The organism is Rhodococcus sp. AG1013, from assembly GCF_003350365.1.
Lineage (GTDB): Bacteria > Actinomycetota > Actinomycetes > Mycobacteriales > Mycobacteriaceae > Prescottella.
The window spans coordinates 144,917-163,512 of the sequence record NZ_QQAT01000010.1 but is presented as its reverse complement, the minus strand read 5'-3'; the positions used below and the strand labels follow the sequence as shown (position 1 = coordinate 163,512).

General features: G+C 68.0%; 14 protein-coding genes. 9 read left to right on the top strand and 5 right to left on the bottom strand.

Annotated features, from left to right (window positions below; all coding sequences use genetic code 11):
• The first annotated feature begins 59 nt into the window (after positions 1-59).
• Positions 60-1,304, top strand: a complete 1,245-nt coding sequence (locus DEU38_RS14590) for a phytanoyl-CoA dioxygenase family protein (RefSeq protein WP_114722121.1) — start codon at positions 60-62, stop codon at positions 1,302-1,304.
• Between the two features lie 19 nt (positions 1,305-1,323).
• On the opposite strand, the gene DEU38_RS14585 is transcribed toward DEU38_RS14590, so the two are convergent.
• Positions 1,324-2,889 (bottom strand): MFS transporter, encoded by a 1,566-nt coding sequence (locus DEU38_RS14585; protein WP_114722120.1) that lies wholly within the window; start codon positions 2,887-2,889, stop codon positions 1,324-1,326.
• Positions 2,890-2,962: 73 nt separating this feature from the next.
• Between DEU38_RS14585 and DEU38_RS14580 the strand changes: the two genes are divergently transcribed.
• The gene (locus DEU38_RS14580; protein ID WP_181818786.1) at positions 2,963-3,646 is read left to right on the top strand and encodes a TetR/AcrR family transcriptional regulator; all 684 of its coding nucleotides are present in this window, start codon (positions 2,963-2,965) and stop codon (positions 3,644-3,646) included.
• A 6-nt stretch (positions 3,647-3,652) separates the two neighbouring features.
• Here the strand turns inward: DEU38_RS14580 and DEU38_RS14575 are convergent, their stop codons facing one another.
• Positions 3,653-4,696 (bottom strand): adenylate/guanylate cyclase domain-containing protein, encoded by a 1,044-nt coding sequence (locus tag DEU38_RS14575; protein WP_114722119.1) that lies wholly within the window; start codon positions 4,694-4,696, stop codon positions 3,653-3,655.
• Positions 4,697-4,887: 191 nt separating this feature from the next.
• Here DEU38_RS14575 and DEU38_RS14570 point away from each other — a divergent pair, with 191 nt between their 5' ends.
• The 4 genes from DEU38_RS14570 to DEU38_RS14555 all read left to right on the top strand — a co-directional run bounded on the left by DEU38_RS14570 (position 4,888) and on the right by DEU38_RS14555 (position 9,804).
• Complete coding sequence (locus DEU38_RS14570; RefSeq protein ID WP_114722118.1) at positions 4,888-5,670, top strand: DUF6319 family protein; 783 nt, start codon at positions 4,888-4,890, stop codon at positions 5,668-5,670.
• A 188-nt stretch (positions 5,671-5,858) separates the two neighbouring features.
• Positions 5,859-6,515 carry a S1 family peptidase gene (locus tag DEU38_RS14565; RefSeq protein WP_181818785.1) on the top strand — a complete coding sequence of 219 codons (657 nt, stop codon included), beginning with the start codon at positions 5,859-5,861 and terminating at the stop codon, positions 6,513-6,515.
• Between the two features lie 305 nt (positions 6,516-6,820).
• On the top strand, positions 6,821-8,458 hold the full coding sequence (locus DEU38_RS14560; RefSeq protein WP_258557921.1) for a class I adenylate-forming enzyme family protein: 1,638 nt from the start codon (positions 6,821-6,823) through the stop codon (positions 8,456-8,458).
• A gap of 44 nt (positions 8,459-8,502) precedes the next feature.
• Complete coding sequence (locus tag DEU38_RS14555) at positions 8,503-9,804, top strand: MFS transporter (protein WP_114722115.1); 1,302 nt, start codon at positions 8,503-8,505, stop codon at positions 9,802-9,804.
• Positions 9,805-9,820: 16 nt separating this feature from the next.
• Here the strand turns inward: DEU38_RS14555 and ilvD are convergent, their stop codons facing one another.
• Both ilvD and DEU38_RS14545 read right to left on the bottom strand, forming a co-directional pair.
• Complete coding sequence (gene ilvD, locus DEU38_RS14550) at positions 9,821-11,533, bottom strand: dihydroxy-acid dehydratase (RefSeq protein ID WP_114722114.1); 1,713 nt, start codon at positions 11,531-11,533, stop codon at positions 9,821-9,823.
• A 65-nt stretch (positions 11,534-11,598) separates the two neighbouring features.
• Positions 11,599-13,266, bottom strand: a complete 1,668-nt coding sequence (locus DEU38_RS14545) for an NAD(P)/FAD-dependent oxidoreductase (RefSeq protein WP_114722113.1) — start codon at positions 13,264-13,266, stop codon at positions 11,599-11,601.
• Between the two features lie 97 nt (positions 13,267-13,363).
• Here DEU38_RS14545 and DEU38_RS14540 point away from each other — a divergent pair, with 97 nt between their 5' ends.
• From DEU38_RS14540 to DEU38_RS14530, 3 genes are all read left to right on the top strand, one after another.
• Positions 13,364-13,990 (top strand): TetR/AcrR family transcriptional regulator, encoded by a 627-nt coding sequence (locus DEU38_RS14540; RefSeq protein ID WP_114722112.1) that lies wholly within the window; start codon positions 13,364-13,366, stop codon positions 13,988-13,990.
• A 79-nt stretch (positions 13,991-14,069) separates the two neighbouring features.
• Positions 14,070-15,050, top strand: coding sequence for an alpha/beta hydrolase (locus tag DEU38_RS14535; protein ID WP_258557911.1), 981 nt, complete (start codon positions 14,070-14,072; stop codon positions 15,048-15,050).
• The gene (locus DEU38_RS14530) at positions 15,043-16,776 is read left to right on the top strand and encodes an amidohydrolase family protein (protein ID WP_114722111.1); all 1,734 of its coding nucleotides are present in this window, start codon (positions 15,043-15,045) and stop codon (positions 16,774-16,776) included. Before DEU38_RS14535 ends, DEU38_RS14530 begins: the two co-directional genes overlap by 8 nt.
• 73 nt (positions 16,777-16,849) lie before the next feature.
• Here DEU38_RS14530 and DEU38_RS14525 read toward each other — a convergent pair whose 3' ends face one another.
• On the bottom strand, positions 16,850-18,454 hold the full coding sequence (locus DEU38_RS14525) for an ABC transporter substrate-binding protein (RefSeq protein ID WP_114722110.1): 1,605 nt from the start codon (positions 18,452-18,454) through the stop codon (positions 16,850-16,852).
• Positions 18,455-18,596: the final 142 nt, after the last annotated feature.

Genomic DNA, 18,596 nt, shown 5'->3' with positions numbered 1-18,596 from the left:
GAAATCGGCTCGTTCCGTGGACCATCTGGAGAGAACAAGAAACGTCGGAGGAGTGTGGAATGGGCACCGATACGCGAGGAACAGGTCTTCCCTGGGTCGAGGCAATCGCGGGTTCCTTCCCGCGGTATTCGTTCGACGAGTTCCACACGATCCAGCTGCCGGCACTGAACGCCCGAAACGCCGTGCTTCTGGTCGATGATCTCGCGGGTGTGCCGCCGCTGGGCTTCCGGCTTCCCGGCGGCCGGGCGTTCACCTGGGCCGCCACGGCTGACGGCATCCGGGTGGTGGAGGGCGAGCAGAACGCCGAGACGCTCGTCGAACTCGACGAGACGACGTTCTCGTCGTACCTGAACGAGCTGTTGACGGCGAGCGGTTCCGTTCGCACCGAGCGCGCGACGGTGGTGCGGGGCAGCCTCGACGGCTGGAAGCGATGGCAGCCGGCCACACGGTCCCTGATCTCGGGCCGGCCGATCTACACCGATGCCGTGCGGGACACGCTCGTCGGGCTCGACGGCGAGCCCCTCGACCTGCTTCGTCGCTTCCCGGTCGACGGTGATCGCGACGAGATGCGTCATTTCCTCGACACCGCGGGATTCCTGCACGTCAAGGAGGTGTATTCCCCGGAGGAGATCGCGTCGTTCCGCGAAGAGGTCGAGTTCGTCCGGTCCCGGACGACCCCCGGCGATCCGTACTCGTGGTGGTCGCTCAATGCCGACGGTGACGAAGTGGTCACCCGCATCAATTACCTCGGTCGCCATTCGGAGGTGTTGCAGGAACTCTGTTTCGAACCTCGGATGACCGAATTCGCGCGCCTGGGCAACCCTGCCTTCCGCGTGTGCGATGACCGTCTGGACGGGCCGATGGTCTTCGTCAAGTCCTCCGACATCGTCAAGGGTGACGGCGATCTCGGCTGGCACACCGATGACGGCATCGGTGGCCACCCGGTTCTGTGCCCGCTCATCCAGGCCGGAGTCCAGCTCGACCACGCCGATCCCGAGAACGGTCAGCTCATGGTCCTGGCGGGCTCGCACCGGTACACCAACCACTGGCTGCAGTGGGGTGAGGAGGGCAACCTGCCCGTCGTCAGGCTCGAGACCGAGCCGGGTGACCTCACCCTCCACTTCGGCGACCTCATGCACAGCACCCCACCACCCGTCGGCCGGAATGCGGGTCGGCGCGCCCTCTACTACAAGTTCTCGGAAGAGAAGACGTTCGAGTGGGTGCCTCCGGGATGTCACTACAACGACGCACTCTTCCACGCCGATGCGACCGGCAAGGTGTCGGCGCGGGCCGCCACCCACTGACCGCCGGACGCCCGTCCGATCAGTCGACCTCGGCGAGCACGTCGGCGTTCTCCGGTTCGGGTGCGGTGGCGATGCCGCGTCCGCCCGGCGCCCACACACCGAGCACGACTGCGGTGACGAACAGGACCCCGGCGAGTACGAACGAGGCCTCCTGCATACCGTGCAGGAAGGACTCCTTCGCGAACTCGGCCAGCTGATCCCCCTGCGGGCCCGCGAGTTTGGAGACCTCGAGCGCGGCCGCGAGCGAGTCGCCGACGGGCTGCTCGGCCTGCTCGGGGACGGCATCGACCGCGGGCTGGATGTGCTGTCCGTAACCGGCTGCGAGGATGCTGCCCGCCAGTGCCACGCCGATCGCGGCGCCGATCTCGCGGGTGGCGTCGTTGACCGCGGACGCGACACCCTGATTGGCGGTCGGGGTGTTCTGCACGATGGCCGTGGTCGCGGGCGCGGTGCACAGCCCCAGCCCGAAGGCGGCGACCACGAGCGGCACGGCGACATCCGGGTACGAACTGGTCTCGTCGAGCCGACCCAGCAGGACCAGCGACACAGCCATGACCGTGAGACCTCCGAACGTCATCGCCCGCAGCCCCAGCAGCGGAATGAGCAGCGGTGCCAGCACCGACAGCGCGAGCACCACGACGGCGATCGGGGCCAGTGCGAGGGCCGACTGCAGCGGCGAGTAGTCCAGGACCAACTGCAGGTGCTGGACGATGAGGAAGAACAGACCGAACGTCGCGAAGAACTGCAGCAGAAGGGAAGTCGATCCCACACCGAAGGTACGGTTGCGGAACAGTCGGACGTCGAGGAGGGGGTGCGCCACGCGGAGTTCGACCATCGCGAACACAGCGGCCGCGGCGAGCCCACCGACGATGGCCGCGAGCACGAGCGGGTCGAGCCACCCGCGTTGCGGTGCCTCGATGATGCCGAGCACGAACACCCCGATCGCCCCGGCGATGAGCACGCCGCCACGGATATCGAACGCCGACGGGTGTTCGTCGCGGGACGACGGGATCGTGAAGGACAGCGCGAACAGCACGGCCGAGACGGCCGCGAGCCCGACGAAGATCGAGTGCCAGGACCACTGCTCGAGCAGCAGTCCGGAGCCGATGAGACCGGCGATACCACCGGATCCTGCGACGCCGGACCAGATGCCGACGGCCTTGGAACGCTGCGCGGCCGGGAAACTCGCGGTCAGGATGGACAGTGTCGCCGGCATGACGAACGCCGCGCCGATGCCCGAGGCCGCGCGGGCGCCGATCAGCCAGGCGGGGGAGTCGACCAGGATCGGCAGGGCGGAGGCGACCCCGAACACGAACAGGCCGAACACCAGCACCCCACGGCGGCCGTAGTGATCGCCCAGCGCGCCGGCCGGCAGCAGCAGGCACGCGAGGGTGAGGGTGTAGCCGTCGACGATCCAGGTGAGCTGGGACTGGGTGGCCCCGGTGTCGCGGGCGAGGTCGGGCAGCGCGGTGTTGAGGGCTGCCATTGCCGCCACGACGAGGGCCACCGCTGCGCACGACACGGTGAGGGTCCAGATCTGGCCCCACGTCATCCGCTCCGCGTTTCCGGTGTACTTTCCAGCCATGCGGGCCTCCCCGTACGAAACAAGACTGTCAGTATCGTAGGTGAACTGACGGTTCCACAAGAGGTGATGACGGATGGCTGGTGACGTAGCGGAAGTGGCGGAGTCGGAGCAGGATCCGCGAAAGGCGCGTTCACGTGCGCGGTTGCTCGACGCCGCGACCACGCTTCTCGCGAAGGGGGGCACCGACGCCGTCACGATCGATGCCGTCACGAAACTCGCGAAGGTGGCGCGGGCGACGCTCTACCGGCATTTCGACAGCGGTACCGAACTGGTGGCGGCGGCCTTCGGACGGCTCATCCCGCCCGCCCCCGCGGTCCCGTTGTCGGGCGATCTGCGGACGCAACTGGTCGAGTTGATGGTGAGTCAGGCCCGGCTGATCGAAGAGGCGCCGATGCACGTGACCGCGCTGTGCTGGCTGGGAATGGGGCCGGCGCTCGACGACTACTCGAGCGCGTCGGATCTGGAGGGGGTCGACCATCCCCACGCGGACAAGCCGGAACTCAGGTCGCTGCGCGAGCATGTCGTCGTGCAGTACCGCACCGCGTTCGATCGCGTGCTCGGCACCGACGAGGCGCGCCGGTCCCTGGGTGATTTCGACTACGACCTCGCCCTCGCGCAACTGGTCGGACCGCTCGTCTTCACCAAGCTGGCAACCCTCGCACCGCTGGGGCCGGACGCCTGTGTGCGGATCGTCGACGACTTCCTCGCGGCCCGAGGTTCGCAGACGGCGGCGGACACCCCGTCGGACGGCAGTTGACCCGCGTCACGGACCGTCCGGACCGCGGCCGGGCCGCAGCGCGAACGCGCGCAGCCGCGAGTACCCGCGGACCCGGAGCGGCCGCAACGACCTGAGCGTGACGCCGTCGTCGTCGGCGAGCATCGCCGCCAGTTCCGCGTCCACCAGGACGGTTCCCGGCCGGGCTGCGCTCGTCAGTCGTGCCGCGATGTTGACCGCCTCGCCGAACAGGTCGCCGAACCGCATGAGCACCGATCCCGCCGCGAGCCCCACCCGAAGGTCGGGTCGATCCGTGTCGGTGTGCGCCGCGTACTGCAGCGCCAGCGCGATCCGCGCCGCGTCGGCCGCCTTCTCCGCCGCGAACATCACTTCGTCGCCGACGTTCTTGACCACCCACCCGCCGCCCTGCGTGATGATCGACGTCGTCTGCGATTCGAACTCCTCGAGCAGTGAACTCAGGTCGTCGACGCGGATCCGACGCGTCAGACTCGTGTACCCGACCATGTCCGCGAACCCCACGACGAGTGCCCGGTGGCTGGTGTCCTCGCCGACACTGCCGGACCGGCGCGCGGTGGCCGCCGCCAGATGCCGCCGCCACACATACGACTGCAGTGCTTCGACGGTGGGCAGCAGTTGCGATGTGAGCGACCCGACCGCGGTCCGCAGGGCTTGCTCGTCGAGCGTGCCGGACTGTGCGTGGGCGGTGGCCAGCTCGTCGGCCAGGTGCGAGTTCAGTACCGCAACCTGCCACTCGGCCAGCCGGGACATGGACTGCCCCAGCGCCCGGGTGGCGGCGACCGCGGCATCGGGGGCCAGCGCGCCACCGTCCACGAAACCCACCAGGGCGCGCAGGGCGGCGACGTCGCCGTCGGTGAACATCACGGCGTCCGGATCCGCGTCGATCGCGAATCCCATCGACACCCACAACCGCTGCGCCCGCTCGAGTGGCACGTCGGCGAGCTCGGCAATCTGGTCCCGGGTGTATCGCCGCGGGCCACCGAGCAGCGTCTGCTCGACCTCCGACTGGATGACGCCGAGCACACCGGCATCGAGGTTCTCGGAGAGCTCCACGGCAGGCCCCTTTCGCGACGAATTGCCCCAAGAGTGAATCACCGATCCGGGACGAGTGGCCGCTTCCGCCGACCCGCGGGTCGTCGGGGCTGTCGGTGGGCTGTGCCAGAGTAGCGGGGTAGGTTTCAGCGTTCTTGGTTTCAGTGTTCTTGGTTTCAGTGTTCTTGTAGGTATTCAGGAGGATCCACATCATGCCGCCCCGCAGACGTTCCGGATCAGGCTCGTCACCGGAACACCTCACCGCGGAGAACCTCGAGGCACTGGCCGCGGCCGTCGCCGAGGGGAAGCGCGCCACCGTGTACCTCCGCGAAGCCACGCCCAGCCTCGGTATCGAGGCGGGATGCTCGGCCAAAGTTGTTTCCGTGGAAGGAAATACGGTCATCATCCGCCCCAAGGGAGTCAACGACGAACTGCCGTTCGAGGCGGAGGAACTGCGCATGACGCGCACGGCGCCCGAGCCCCCCGCCAAGGCTGCAGCCAAGCCCGCGACCGCGCGCAAGGTCGCCCCGACCCCGGCCCCGGCTCCGGTGCCCGCCCAGGTCTCCACCCCGCGTCCCGCGGCGCGACCCACGCCGGCCGCGGCACCCGCGCCGGTGCGCGCGGCAGCGCCGGCTGCGAAGGCCGAGTCGGTGTCCGTTCCCGCGGTTCCCGCACCGGCACCCAGCGCCGCGCCTGCACCCCGCCGAACCAAGAAGGTCGCGGCGGGCAGCGTGAGCGTGACGATTCACGCCGGCCCCGAGAACGAGTGGACGGTCACCGTCGCGCATGGTGCGAAGCGCCCGAGCAAGGCGGTTCCGGTCAGTCCGGACGCGGTGGATCGCGCCGTCCGCGAACTCGGGGAGCCCGTCGCGCTCGAGGCCGTCCAATCGGTCATCTCCGCTGCTCGTGAGGCTGCGGAACAGCGGATCGAGGCATTGAGCAAGGAACTCGAGGATGCGCGACGGGCGCTCGAAGCGTTGGGCTCGACCACCTAGTCGGCGATTCGGTGACGATCGGGTCAACGAGGCCCGTCGGCATCGACGGAGGTGGGAAGGTTGCCGATAGAGTGTCCCGCCGACTCGCGCGCGCATGATCGCGGCGAGGGCGTGCATGCAGGGTAGTGCGCAGGCATGTGGCGGTGATCGACCGATGGCACATTCGTAGCGCCAACCGGGAGGGCAACATGCTCAAGCGACTTTCCTTGATCTTCGCGGCGTTGGCGGTGATCGCCGCCATGCTCGGAGTCGGCACCGCCACCGCCGCACCGCCGAAGGCGGTTCTCGGCGGTGGGTCCGGAATCGTGATCGACAACATGTACGAATGCACGCTCACCACCATCGGGCACGACAACGCCGGCAGGCTGGTCGGCATCACGGCGGGGCACTGCGGTGAGGCCGGGGCGGCGGTGGTGCCGGAGTCCGCACCCGACGCCGGGGTGGTGGGGCACTTCGCGGTGTCCAACCACGACTACGACTACGCCGTGATCGAATTCGATCCCGCGAAGGTCGCGCCGGTGAACACGATCGGCGAGGTCACCATCACCGGGATCGGTACACCGGCGCAGTTCCCGGCGGTCGCGTGCAAGCAGGGGCGGACCACCGGTCACACATGCGGCGTCGTGTACGGGGACGTGCTCCAATCGCAGGAGACGTGGACGCAGATGTGCGTCATCGAGGGCGATTCGGGCTCACCGGTCGTCGTCGGGACGACGCTGGTCGCGATGGTGAATGCCTATCTCGGCGTCGCCTGCCTCGGTCCCGAACTCGGCACCAACATGACGCCGATCATCGACAGCATCAACGCGACCGGTGGCCCCGGCGCCGGCTACAGACCGATCTAGGTGTAGTTCCCGTTTCGCCGATGTGCCGGATCCTCGTCGAGGGTCCGGCACATTCTCGTGGGCGGACCACGTCGTCCTTCAAGGTTTCCCGCTGTGTCGGTGCATGTGCGATACCCGGGCCGCCCGCTCCCACTTGACACGCCAGGTGTGACAGGCAACACTCCCTGTACCCGAACGAGCGATCGGTCGGTCTGTTCAGTTTGGCGGGTTCGCCGGGGTCCCACTGCTCGCGTCCCGAGTCCTGCTGTTGCCCTGTTGTCAACTGCCGAAAGGGGGCTGGTGCCATGCCCGACGCACGCCCTTGGATGTCGCTGTATCCGAGTGGAACGGTCACGGATCCGTCGATCCCGTTCGCGTCGCTCGTCGATGCCTGGAATGCCCGCGTCGCGGCGAATCCCGATGGTGTGGCCCTGCGCTACTTCGACGGTGTGCTCACCGCCGCCGAGGTCGACGAACAGTCCGACGCGCTCGCGGTCGGGTTGTCGGAGAAGGGGGTCCGGCGGGGTGACCGTGTCGGGATCTACCTGCAGAACATCCCGCAGTACGCCATCTCGATGGTGGCCCTGTGGAAGATCGGTGCGGCCGCCCTGCTCCTCAACCCGATGTATCGCGGAGCTGAACTGCGGCACCTGGTCGACGACGCGGGCACCGTCGGTGTCATCTGTTCGGATCGTTCTGCGGAGGAAACGGCGGACACGTTGCGGGGCAGCTCGGTCCGATGGCTGATCACCACGAGCGACCTCGACTTCCAGAACAGGTCGGACCCGAGGGTGTTTGCCGATCCGGTCCGGGCGACGAGCCGGGTGGGTGAGGACCTCGTGAACGTCGTGGCCCGCCATCGCGGTGCGCGTCCCCCGCGACCGGACGTCTCGGGCGACGATACGGCGATCGTCGCCTACACCTCCGGAACGACGGGCATTCCCAAGGCCAGCCTCAACACGCATGCGAACGTGCTCGCCGTCGCCACGACATTCGGTGACTTCGTCGGCACCGCCGACGGCGACGTCGTCTTCGCGATCGCGCCGCTGTTCCACATCACCGGTGCAGTGATCAACGCGGTCGTCGCTTTGATTCGTGACTGCACACTCGTCTTCGCGAATCGGTTCCACCCCGAGGTGACGCTCGAGACGTTCGTCGAGCACCGGGTCACGTTCACGATCGGATCCATCACCGTCTTCAACGCCCTCTACCGGGTGCCCGACGCCTCCCCGGAGCACTTCGCATCGGTCAAGGCGCTCTACTCGGGCGGTGCTCCGATCCCGCCTGCGACCGTCCGGAAGTTCGAGGAGCGGTTCGGGCACTACATCCACAACGCGTTCGGGATGACGGAGACGTCGTCCGGGGTGATCGCGGTTCCTCCCGGTGCCCGCGCACCGGTCGATCCGGCCAGCGGGTCGTTGTCGATCGGGATCCCGCTACCGCTGCTGGACGCTCGTGTCGTGAGTGCCGACGGCGAACCGGTCCTCGCCGGGACGGCAGGCGAACTGACCCTCGCCGGGCCTCAGATCATCGCGGGATATCTGGGGCGGCCGGAGGACACGGCGAAGACCTTTCCCTGCGGCCGGCTCCACACCGGCGACGTGGCGATCATGGACGAGCACGGATGGGTCTACCTGGTCGACCGGCTCAAGGACCAGATCAACGTGTCCGGCTACAAGGTGTGGCCACGTGAGGTCGAAGGTGTGTTGCACGAACACCCGGCCGTCTACGAGGCAGGTGTCACCGGCGAGCCGGACGACTATCAGGGCGAGAGGGTCGTTGCGTACGTGTCGCTCAACCCCGGCGCCCACGTGTCGGAGAGCGAGCTCGTCGCGTTCGTCGGTGACCGGTTGGCGGCCTACAAGCGGCCGCGGCAGGTGCACGTCGTCGACTCCATTCCCAAGACACTCACCGGCAAGATCCGCCGAACCGAACTCCGTGGCCGCGCCGGCGCCACGATGTGAGTTCCGTTCCACAGCAAACCAATTCTGACGAAAGCTGAAGAATCGTGACATCTGAAGTTGCCGAGAGAGAACGCCCCGGGCAGGCGAACGCTACGGGCATCGGCTCGAAGAAGAAGTCGCTCCTGGCGAGTGCGGTCGGGAACGTGCTGGAGTGGTACGAATGGAGCGCCTACGCAGTGTTCGCGCCGTTCATCGCCGCGGTTGTCTTCGACAACTCGAATCCGGTGTCGGCCCTGCTGTCCACGCTCGCCGTTTTTGCCGTCGGGTTCCTGATGCGCCCGCTCGGCGGCATCGTGTTCGGGCGGATCGCCGACCGGCGGGGACGGAAATTCGTCCTGATCACCACCATGCTCATGATGGCCGGTGGCAGCCTGGTGATCGGCATCATGCCCACGTACGAGTCCGTCGGCGTCTGGGCCTCGGTGATTCTGTTGGCGGCCCGCGTTGTTCAGGGATTTGCGCACGGTGGCGAGTCCGCGACCGCGTACTCGTACGTCAGCGAGATCGCACCGCCGAACCGTCGAGGCATGTGGGGCAGTGTCGCCTTCATCGCGATCTTCGGTGGGTCCGTGCTGGCCTATTCGGTGGGTGGTGTCGTGACCTCGACGCTGTCGGAGAGCGCGGTCGCGCAGTGGGGTTGGCGTATCCCCTTCCTCATCGGTGCGGTTCTGGCGCTGGCAGCGCTGTACCTTCGCCGGAGCATGGAGGAGAGCGAGGTGTTCGACGCGCAGGACAACTCGGACGACACCCGCATTCCTCGACGGACCGTGGTCCGTGCCGTGCTGCTCATGATCGGTATGACGTCCGGCATCACCGCCGCGCACTACACCTGGACGTCGTACATCTCGACCTATGCGATCACCCAGGAGGGCATGAATCCCGACACCGCCTACTGGATGCTCGTCATCGCACAGCTGATCGCGCTCGTCTCGCTTCCCTTCTGGGGGCTGCTCTCGGACCGGATCGGTCGCCGGCCCATGTTGTTCGCGTTCGCGGGGCTGATGTTCGTGCTGCAGTTCCCGCTCACCGCGATGATCACGTCGTCGGGGTGGACGCTGCTCGTGGCGACGACCGTCGCGCTCCTGGTCGTCTCGATTCCCGCGTCGGTCCTGTCCGCGACGCTGTCGGAGAGCTTCCCGACCAAGCTCCGCACACAGGCGATCGGATTCGCGTATTCGATCTCCGTCGCGGTGTTCGGTGGTTCCTCGCCCTACCTGAACCAACTCCTGGTAGGGCAGGGGATCGGGTGGGCCTTCAGCGTCTACATCATGGTGCTCTGCGTCTTCACCGGTGTCGCGTGCCTGTTCATGAGGGAGACCAAGGGAATCCGACTCGAGAACGTCTAGATTCCGGCCGACGGTGTCAGCCGCACACGGCACCGTCGGACGCCGACCCGACGAGCTTGGTGTACTTCGCCAGCACGCCACGGGTGTAACGGGGAGGCAGGGGCTCCCATCCGCTCCGGCGGGTGGCGAGCTCCTTCTCGTCCACCAGGAGATCGAGCACCCCGTTGGCGACGTCCAGGCTGATCCGGTCGCCGTCGCGGACGAATGCGATCGGCCCGGCGTCGACGGCCTCCGGCGCGACGTGCCCGACGCACAGTCCCGTCGTACCCCCGGAGAACCGGCCGTCCGTCAGCAGCAGCACGTCCTTGCCGAGGCCGGCGCCCTTGATCGCGGCGGTGATCGCCAGCATCTCCCGCATCCCGGGTCCGCCCTTGGGGCCCTCGTAGCGGATCACGACGACGTCGCCGGCCGTGATCGTCCCGTCCTCGAGCGCATCCATCGCCGCACGCTCACGATCGAAAACGCGTGCGGTTCCCTCGAATACGGACGAATCGAACCCGGCCGACTTCACCACCGCGCCGCCCGGCGCGAGCGTGCCCTCGAGGATCGTGATGCCGCCCGTGGGATGGATCGGTGAGCTGAGCGCGCGCAGGACCTTGCCGTCCGGGTCCGGGGGAGCGATCTCGGCGAGGTTCTCGGCGAGTGTGCGGCCGGTGACGGTGAGGCAGTCGCCGTGCAGCAGTCCGGCGTCGAGCAGGGACTTCATGATCACCGGGACGCCGCCGATCCGGTCGACGTCGATCATGACGTGACGGCCGAACGGTTTGACGTCGGCCAGGTGCGGGACGCGCGCCCCGACGCGAGCGAAGTCGTCGAGCGTGAGCGCCACCTCGGCCTCGTGTGCGATCGCCAGCAGGTGCAGTACCGCGTTGGTGGAGCCGCCGAACGCCATGACGACGGCGATCGCGTTCTCGAACGCCTCCTTCGTCAGGATGTCCGACGTGGTGATCCCGCGGCGCAGCAACTCGACCACGGCCTGTCCGCTGCGCCGGGCGAACCCGTCGCGGCGGCGGTCGGTGGCCGGCGGTGCGGCGCTGCCGGGCAGTGACATCCCCAGCGCCTCGGCCGCGCACGCCATCGTGTTGGCGGTGTACATGCCGCCGCACGCGCCCTCGCCGGGACAGATCGCGCGTTCGATCGCGTCGACGTCCTCTCGGCTCATCAGTCCGCGCGAGCAGGCCCCGACGGCCTCGAACGCGTCGATGATGGTGACTTCCTTCTCGGTGCCGTCGGACAGCTTCGCGATGCCCGGCAGGATCGAGCCGGCGTAGAGGAAGACGTTGGCCAGGTTCAGTCGCGCGGCCGCCATCAGCATGCCGGGCAGCGACTTGTCGCAGCCGGCGAGCAGCACCGAACCGTCGAGTCGCTCGGCCTGCATCACCGTCTCGACGCTGTCCGCGATCACCTCACGGGAGACCAGCGAGAAGTGCATGCCCTCGTGGCCCATCGAGATGCCGTCCGAGACCGAGATGGTGCCGAACTCGAGCGGGTAGCCGCCGGCCGCGAACACGCCGTCCTTGCACGCGTCGGCCAGTCGGTCCAGCGACAGGTTGCACGGGGTGATCTCGTTCCACGACGACCCGATCCCGATCTGTGGCTTGTCCCAGTCGTCGTCGCCCATGCCCACCGCCCGCAGCATGCCGCGGGCGGCGGTCTTCTCGAGGCCGTCCGTGACGTCCCGGCTGCGCGGCTTGATGTCCGGTGCGGGGGAATCCTTCGAAGTGGTCACGGCGCTTCTCCCAACGATCGATCGTCACGGATGGCGGTGCTTTCGTCCATGTAACCACGCTGCATCTATCCGAGTTCGGTGGTTGTGGAGAACCCTCGGTAGCCGTCCGCGGCGATCTGCGCACACAGGTTCCGGTAGTTGCCGACGCCGCCGAGATACGGCATGAAGATGCGCGGCTTCCCGGGGACGTTGGCACCGAGGTACCACGAGTCCGCCTGCATGTAGAGGCTGCCGACGGCGATGCCCGTCACGTGCTCCACCCACTCGTCCTGCGCCTCGAGCGTGGCCTCCGCGAACCGGGCACCGGTGCTGCGCATGTGGTCGAGGTAGCCGATCACCCACTCCACGTGCTGTTCGATCGACACCACGACGTTCGAGAGGACCGACGGACTACCCGGCCCGGCGAGCACGAACAGATTGGGGAACCCGGCCACCGAGACGCCGAGGTAGGTGCGCGGGCCCGCCTCCCACGTGTCGCGCAGCGTCACCCCGTCCCGTCCACGGATGTCGATGGCGCCGAGCGCGCCGGTCATGGCGTCGAACCCGGTGGCGAAGACGATCGCGTCGAGTTCGTGGACGCCGGCGTCCGTGCGGATGCCCTCGGACACGATCTCCTCGATCGGGGTGGCACGCAGGTCGACCAGTTCGACGTTGCCGCGGTTGAAGGTCTCGTAGTAGTCGGTGCCGACACACACACGCTTGGATCCCAGCGGATAGCCCTTGGGGCACAGCACTTCCGCGGTGACGGGATCGGAGACCGTCTCACGAATCTTCGAGCGCACGAACTCGGCGGCGGTCTCGTTCGCGGTGGCATCCGTCATGACGTCGCCGAACGTGGTCTGGAAGGCGAGCCCGCCTGCGGCCCAGCGGGTCTCGTACTCCTTGATCCGAACATCCGGTGCGGTCTCGAGTGCGAGTCCGACCGGCGGCGGGAGGATCCAGCCGCCGTGCGATTGCCGCTGCAGTTGCCGGCGCGCGGGGTAGTCGGCCTTGATCTCGGCGAGTTCGCCGGGCCCGAGCGGCCGGTTGCGTGCCGGAAGAACGAATCCCGGAGTCCGCTGGAACACAGTCAGCTCCGCCGCCTGTTCCGCGATCACCGGAATCGCCTGGACTCCCGACGAGCCGGTGCCGATCACGCCGACGCGCTTGCCGCGGAAGTCGACGCCCTGCTCGGGCCAGTTCGCGGTGTGGTGGATCTCGCCGGTGAACGTGGCCAGGCCTGCGATGTCGGGAATCCGGGCCGACGACAGCGGTCCGGTGGCCATGACGGTCCAGCGGGCCGTGACGGTGTCGCCGCTGTCGGTGGTGACCGTCCACAGCCCGCTCGCGTCGTCGAAGTGCGCCGACGTCACGCGGGAGCCGAAGGTGATGTCCTCACGCAGACCGAACCGGTCGGCGACGTGCTCGAGATAGCGCAGGATCTCCGGCTGGGCGGGGAAGCGCTCGGTCCACACCCATTCCTGCTGCAGGTCGTCGTCGAACGAGTACGAGTAGTCGGCGCTGTCGACATCGCACCGCGCCCCCGGGTACCGATTCCAGAACCACGTGCCGCCCACACCATCGCCGGCCTCGAACAGTCGAACGGTCAGACCGCGCCGGCGCAGGCTGTGCAGCGTGTACAGGCCCGCGAACCCGGCACCGACGACGACGGCGTCGTAGGTGGGCTCGGAGGATGCGGTGGATTCTCGGGATTCTCGGGATTCTCGGGATTCTCGGGACGTGCTGTCGGGCATCGCGGTCGACCTCGTTTCGTGGTGGTTGGGAGGGGTGCCAGTAGCATCGGTGCAGGTGTCCCGCTGATCAGGCGGGTGCGACGGGAGGCGTACGAACGTGGATGCAGGGGTGCCGGATCGGCTGGGTAGGCCGGCGCTGCAGGACCCCGCGTCGCTGCCGAAGGGGCAGCGGGAGCGCCGTCAACGGATCATCGATGCGGCCGGTGAACTGCTCGTCGACGACGACTTCGAACGCATCCAGATCCGCGACGTCGCGGAACGGTCGGGGGTCGCCCTCGGGACCGTGTACCGGTACTTCACGTCCAAGGAACACCTGTACGCCGCCGTCCTGCGAGACTGGTCGGCGACCGATCCGATCAAGCACGGCGGCGCACCCGATCCGGAACTGCCTCCGGCCGAACGGATCCGGATTCGCCTACACCACTCGGTCCACCGGTTCGAGGAGTACCCGACGTATCTGCGCCTGCAGAACGTGTTGCGCCAGTCGGCCGATCCGATCGTGTGTGCGTTGTTCGCCGAGTTCTCGGCGCAGGTGCTCGGCTCGTACCGCGAGCAGTTGTTCGATCTGCCGGACGAGGACGCCGCGGACGTCGTCGCGGTCGTGACCGCGGTGCTTGCACACGAGCTGATCCTGTTCGGGCTCGGGCGCCAGGACGTCGCCGAGGTCCACCGACTGCTCGACCGCACGGTCGACATGATCTTTCCGCCCGCGACGGCGCGCTGAGCCGCTTCCGCCGCGCGGGTAGTCACCGGCTCCGGTGTGACCGTTGTCATAGCTACAGACTAGAGTTAGATTCTAGTTCATGACAAGAGTGGTGCAGGACAACCGAACTGAATTGGATTCCGCGCTCCAGGCCGTCGCGAACGCGGTTGCCGGCGCCGGGCTCCCGCCGATGGTGGAGTTGGATCCGGACGACGCGCGCCTCCGGATCCGGGGTGCGCTGCAGTCGTGTGCCGCCGGACCCGAGGTCGCCTCGGTCACGACGCACGCAGTGGACGAGTACGTCACGGTCCGGCTCTACCGCCCCGGGGAACCCCGGGTCGCGGGGACGATCGTCCACTTCCACGGCGGTGGTTGGGTCACGGGGGATCTCGACTACGCCGATGCCTTCTGCCGGCTCATGGCGGACGCCGCCGGTGCCGCGGTCGTGAGTGTGGACTATCGCCTCGCACCCGAGCATCCGTTCCCGGCCGCGATCGACGACGCCATGACGGTCCTGCGCTGGGTGGCCGGCGCCGCGGAGGGCCTGGAGCCGCGGATCGTCGTCACCGGCGACAGCGCCGGCGGCAACCTGGCTGCGGTGTGCGCCAATCTCGTCGGCGCCGACGGTGACATCGACGTCGTCGGTCAGGTGCTCGTCTATCCGGTCCTGGATTCCGATCTCACCCGCGCGTCGTACGACGCCAATTCGGGTGTGTTCCTCGGCGCCCGGGAGATGCGGTGGTTCCTCGACCACTACTGCCCGGACCCCGCCGAGCGGACGTCGCCGCTGCTCGCCCCGATCCGTGCCGCGGACCTCTCGACCACTGCTCCCGCGGTGGTGGTCGTGGGCGGTCACGATCCGCTGCTCGACGAGGGGGTCGAGTACGCCGAACGACTCGCGGCCTCCGGAGTCGCCGTGAACCTGCTGGACTACCCGTCGCTTCCGCACGGGTTCCTCCAGTTCACCGCCGTCTCGGGTACCGCGCGCACCGCGGCGGACCGGATTGCCTCCGCTGCCGCTCGGATGCTCGAAACCGGTGCCAGCAAAGTGAACTCGACCGTCGGAGACGAACATGCATGATCTGGTGATCCGTGGGGGCCACGTCGTCGACGGAACCGGGACCGAGCCTCGTGCAGCGGACGTGGCCGTCGACGCCGGCCGCATCACCCTGGTCGGTGACGTCACCGAGCGGGGACGACGCGAGATCGACGCCGCGGGTCGGCTCGTCACGCCCGGCTTCGTCGACATCCACACCCACTACGACGGCCAGGTCACCTGGGACCCACTGCTGACGCCGTCGTCGCTGCACGGTGTGACGACGGTGGTGATGGGCAACTGTGGCGTGGGGTTCGCACCCGTCGTACCGGAACAACGTCACTGGTTGATCAGCCTGATGGAGGGTGTCGAGGACATTCCCGGAAGTGTTCTCGCGGAAGGGATGACATGGAACTGGGAGACCTTCCCCGACTATCTCGACGCGATCGACACGCCGCACGCGATCGACTTCGCGGCGCAGCTACCGCACGGCGCGCTCCGCACGTACGTCATGGGCCGTCGGGGCGGTGACCATCTCGCCCGGCCCACCGACGAGGAGATGGAGCGGATGCGCGACCTCGTGGCCGAGGCGGTCGAGGCCGGCGCGCTGGGCTGGTCGACGTCGCGGTCCGCGGTGCACAAGACGTCCAACGGTGAGCCGACGCCCAGCCTCACCGCGTCGCGCGAGGAACTGACCGGACTCGCGCTCGGCCTCGCGAAGGCCGGTGGCGGTGTCATCGACTTCATCTCGGACTTCATGGACGAGCCCGAGGAGATGGAGTTCGTGAGCGCGATCGTCGAAGCGGCCCAGCGGCCGATGTCGGTGTCGATCGTGCAGAGCGACCGGGCCCCGGACAAGTGGCGTTCGCTGCTCGACGGTCTGTCGGAAATCTCTGCGAAGCAGAACATTCCGATCACCGGTCAGGTGGCGCCCCGGGCGGTCGGCGTGATGCTCGGCTGGGAGCTGAGCTGGCACCCCTTCATGGCCTACCCCAGCTACGCGGCGCTCGCCGACCTGCCGCGCGAGGAGCGGGTGGCGCGGCTGCGCCGTCCGGAGGTCCGGGCCACGATTCTGGCCGAACGGCCGGTGACGGACAGCGAGTTCGTCGAGCGGCTCTCCACCAGGTTCGATCAGGTCTACCTGCTCGGCGATCCGCCCAATTACGAACCCGGACCGAATGAATCCGTTGCGGCGCTGGCCGAGCGCAACGGTGTGGCGCCCGCCGAGGTGGCATACGACGCGATGATGGAGTGCGGCGGGCGGGGACTGCTGTACTTCCCGATGCTCAACTACGCGGCCGGCAATCTCGACGCGGTGCGGGAGATGATCGCCCGCACCGACACGGTGCCGGCGCTCGGCGACGGCGGCGCCCACTGCGGCGCGATCTGCGACGCGAGCTTCCCCACGACCCTGCTCACGCACTGGGGGCGAGACCGTAAGGCCGGCGGGCTGTTCCCGATCGAGTGGCTCGTCAAGCGGCACACCGTCGACACCGCCGCCGTAGTGGGATTGCTGGATCGCGGTCAGGTACGGGCCGGGTACCGTGCCGACCTCAACGTCATCGACTTCGACAGGTTGCAGGCGGATCGTCCCGAGGTGCTCTACGACCTGCCGACCGGAGGCCGGCGGCTGATGCAGACCGCGTCGGGGTACGTCGCGACCGTCGTCGCCGGTGAGATCGTATTCGAGAACGGGGAGCACACGGGCGCGCTACCCGGACGGCTGGTGCGCGGCGCCCAGCCCGCTCCGGACGCGGCCGGCGCCTCCTGAAGCGGGGAAGTCCCCGTCACTCCGCGGAGTGACGGGGACTTCCCGTTCGGGGACCGGGTGGAACCGGAGGGGGTCAGTTGGACTTGAAAGCCTTGTCGAACAGGATGATTCCGTCGACGGTCGGATTGGCCCGATACACGTCGGGCGACCACGCGACGTAGTTGGCCCCGGCACCCCACGAGAGGAACGGCTGGTCGGTGTTCACGAGCTTCTGGATGTCCACGATCGCGGCCCGCTTGGCGGTCTCGTCGGGAGCCGAGAGCACCTTGCTGAGCAGCTCGTCCATCTGCGGATTCTTGTAGCTCAGAATGTTGTTCGTCGAGGTGCTCGACAGCGAGCTGTACAGCCGGATCTCGGGCGCGACGTCCGCGATGCTGTAGGCGCCGTAACTCATGTCGAAGTTGCGGTCGATGTAGAGACGCTTGACCATGTCGGTGATGCTGCTGGTGTACTCCAGCGCCACGTCGAAGCCGACCGAGTTCATCTGTGCCTGAACGGCGAGCGCGAGCTGCTGTGCATCGGGGTCGTTGACGCCGACATAGGTGAGCTTGCCGTCGAAGCCGTCGGCCTTCGCCTGGTCGAGCAGTTCCTTCGCCTTGGCGGCATCGGGGCTCACGCCGCTGACGTCACCGAACCACTCGGACCACGGCTGGAACATGTCGGTGCCCGGCATGCCCTCGCCGGCGCGCACGCGCTGGTTGAGGACCTCGGGATCGACTGCGTACGCGATCGCCTGGCGGACGCGTGGATCCGCAGCGGGACGTCCCGGCGCGCCGTTGAGCTGGCCGACCATCGACATGCTCGTGGTCTCGATGTAGCCCGGGAACTCGGCCTTTGCGGCGTTGACGGTCTGCGCATTGCGGAGGTAGATCATGTCGACGCCGTCGGTCTTCAGCGCGTCGACCTTGGGCTGTTCGCCCGCGATGGCGACGAACTTCAGGCCTTCGAGGTTCGGTGCGCCGCCCCAGTAGTCGGCTCGGGCCTTCAGCTGGAGCTCCTGCTGCGGCTGGAGACTGACCACCGTGAACGGGCCGGCGCCGATCGGGGTGAACTTGTCGCCCTGCTGGGACGCGGGCGCGACGATCATGCCGTGCCCGTAGGCGAGCATCGCGGGGAAGGTCCGCCACGGCTGCTTCAGCGTGAAGACCACCGTCGAGGGATCCTGCGCGACGTTGCTCTGCACCATCTGCGTGTAGACCTGCGAGTTGGCGCCGCGACGCTGGTTGTACCGGTCGATGCTGGCGACGACCGCGTTCGCATCCAACGGTGTTCCGTCGCTGAAGGTTACGTTGTCGCGAAGCTCGAGCGTCCACGTCAGGTGGTCGGCGCTCTCGTCGAACGACTTGGCCAGCTGTGGCTGGAAGTCCTTCGACTGTGTGTCGTACCGCATCAGGACGTCGTAGACCGCCGCCATCTCGGTGCCGCCGGTCGCGCCGGCCGGCTGGGTCACCGTCGGGTCGAGACTCGTCACGGGGGCGTACGACGCGAAGCTGACCGTACCGCCCGACACCGGCGTCCCGCCGTCGCCCTGGTCGCCCAGGATGCCGTAGGCCGTGGTCGTCGTTCCGGACGACCCGTTGTCGTCGGACCCTTCCGCACTCGCGCAGCCGGCGAGTGCGACCGCGCCGGCGACCGCGACCGCCAGCGTGCGGCCGAGCCTTCTCGAATACTTACTCATGAACCAACCTCCACGCTTTTGGGGTTGACGCCTGCCCGCCGGTACGAGCCAGGTGACGCGTCCGCATGATCGAGTTGAATCTCGGGACTCGGCAGGGCTATGAGCCCGGCCGCCGAGTGCTGGACGGAGGGTGTTCCAATCC

What these genes read in the sequence shown, in the direction of transcription:
- DEU38_RS14535 (WP_258557911.1), top strand. Translation starts at nt 14,070, where the DNA reads ATGACAAGAGTGGTGCAGGACAACCGAACTGAATTGGATTCCGCGCTC.
- DEU38_RS14525 (WP_114722110.1), bottom strand. Translation starts at nt 18,454, where the DNA reads ATGAGTAAGTATTCGAGAAGGCTCGGCCGCACGCTGGCGGTCGCGGTC.
- DEU38_RS14580 (WP_181818786.1), top strand. Translation starts at nt 2,963, where the DNA reads ATGGCTGGTGACGTAGCGGAAGTGGCGGAGTCGGAGCAGGATCCGCGA.
- DEU38_RS14560 (WP_258557921.1), top strand. Translation starts at nt 6,821, where the DNA reads ATGTCGCTGTATCCGAGTGGAACGGTCACGGATCCGTCGATCCCGTTC.
- DEU38_RS14530 (WP_114722111.1), top strand. Translation starts at nt 15,043, where the DNA reads ATGCATGATCTGGTGATCCGTGGGGGCCACGTCGTCGACGGAACCGGG.
- DEU38_RS14585 (WP_114722120.1), bottom strand. Translation starts at nt 2,889, where the DNA reads ATGGCTGGAAAGTACACCGGAAACGCGGAGCGGATGACGTGGGGCCAG.
- DEU38_RS14570 (WP_114722118.1), top strand. Translation starts at nt 4,888, where the DNA reads ATGCCGCCCCGCAGACGTTCCGGATCAGGCTCGTCACCGGAACACCTC.
- DEU38_RS14590 (WP_114722121.1), top strand. Translation starts at nt 60, where the DNA reads ATGGGCACCGATACGCGAGGAACAGGTCTTCCCTGGGTCGAGGCAATC.
- DEU38_RS14545 (WP_114722113.1), bottom strand. Translation starts at nt 13,266, where the DNA reads ATGCCCGACAGCACGTCCCGAGAATCCCGAGAATCCCGAGAATCCCGA.
- DEU38_RS14565 (WP_181818785.1), top strand. Translation starts at nt 5,859, where the DNA reads ATGCTCAAGCGACTTTCCTTGATCTTCGCGGCGTTGGCGGTGATCGCC.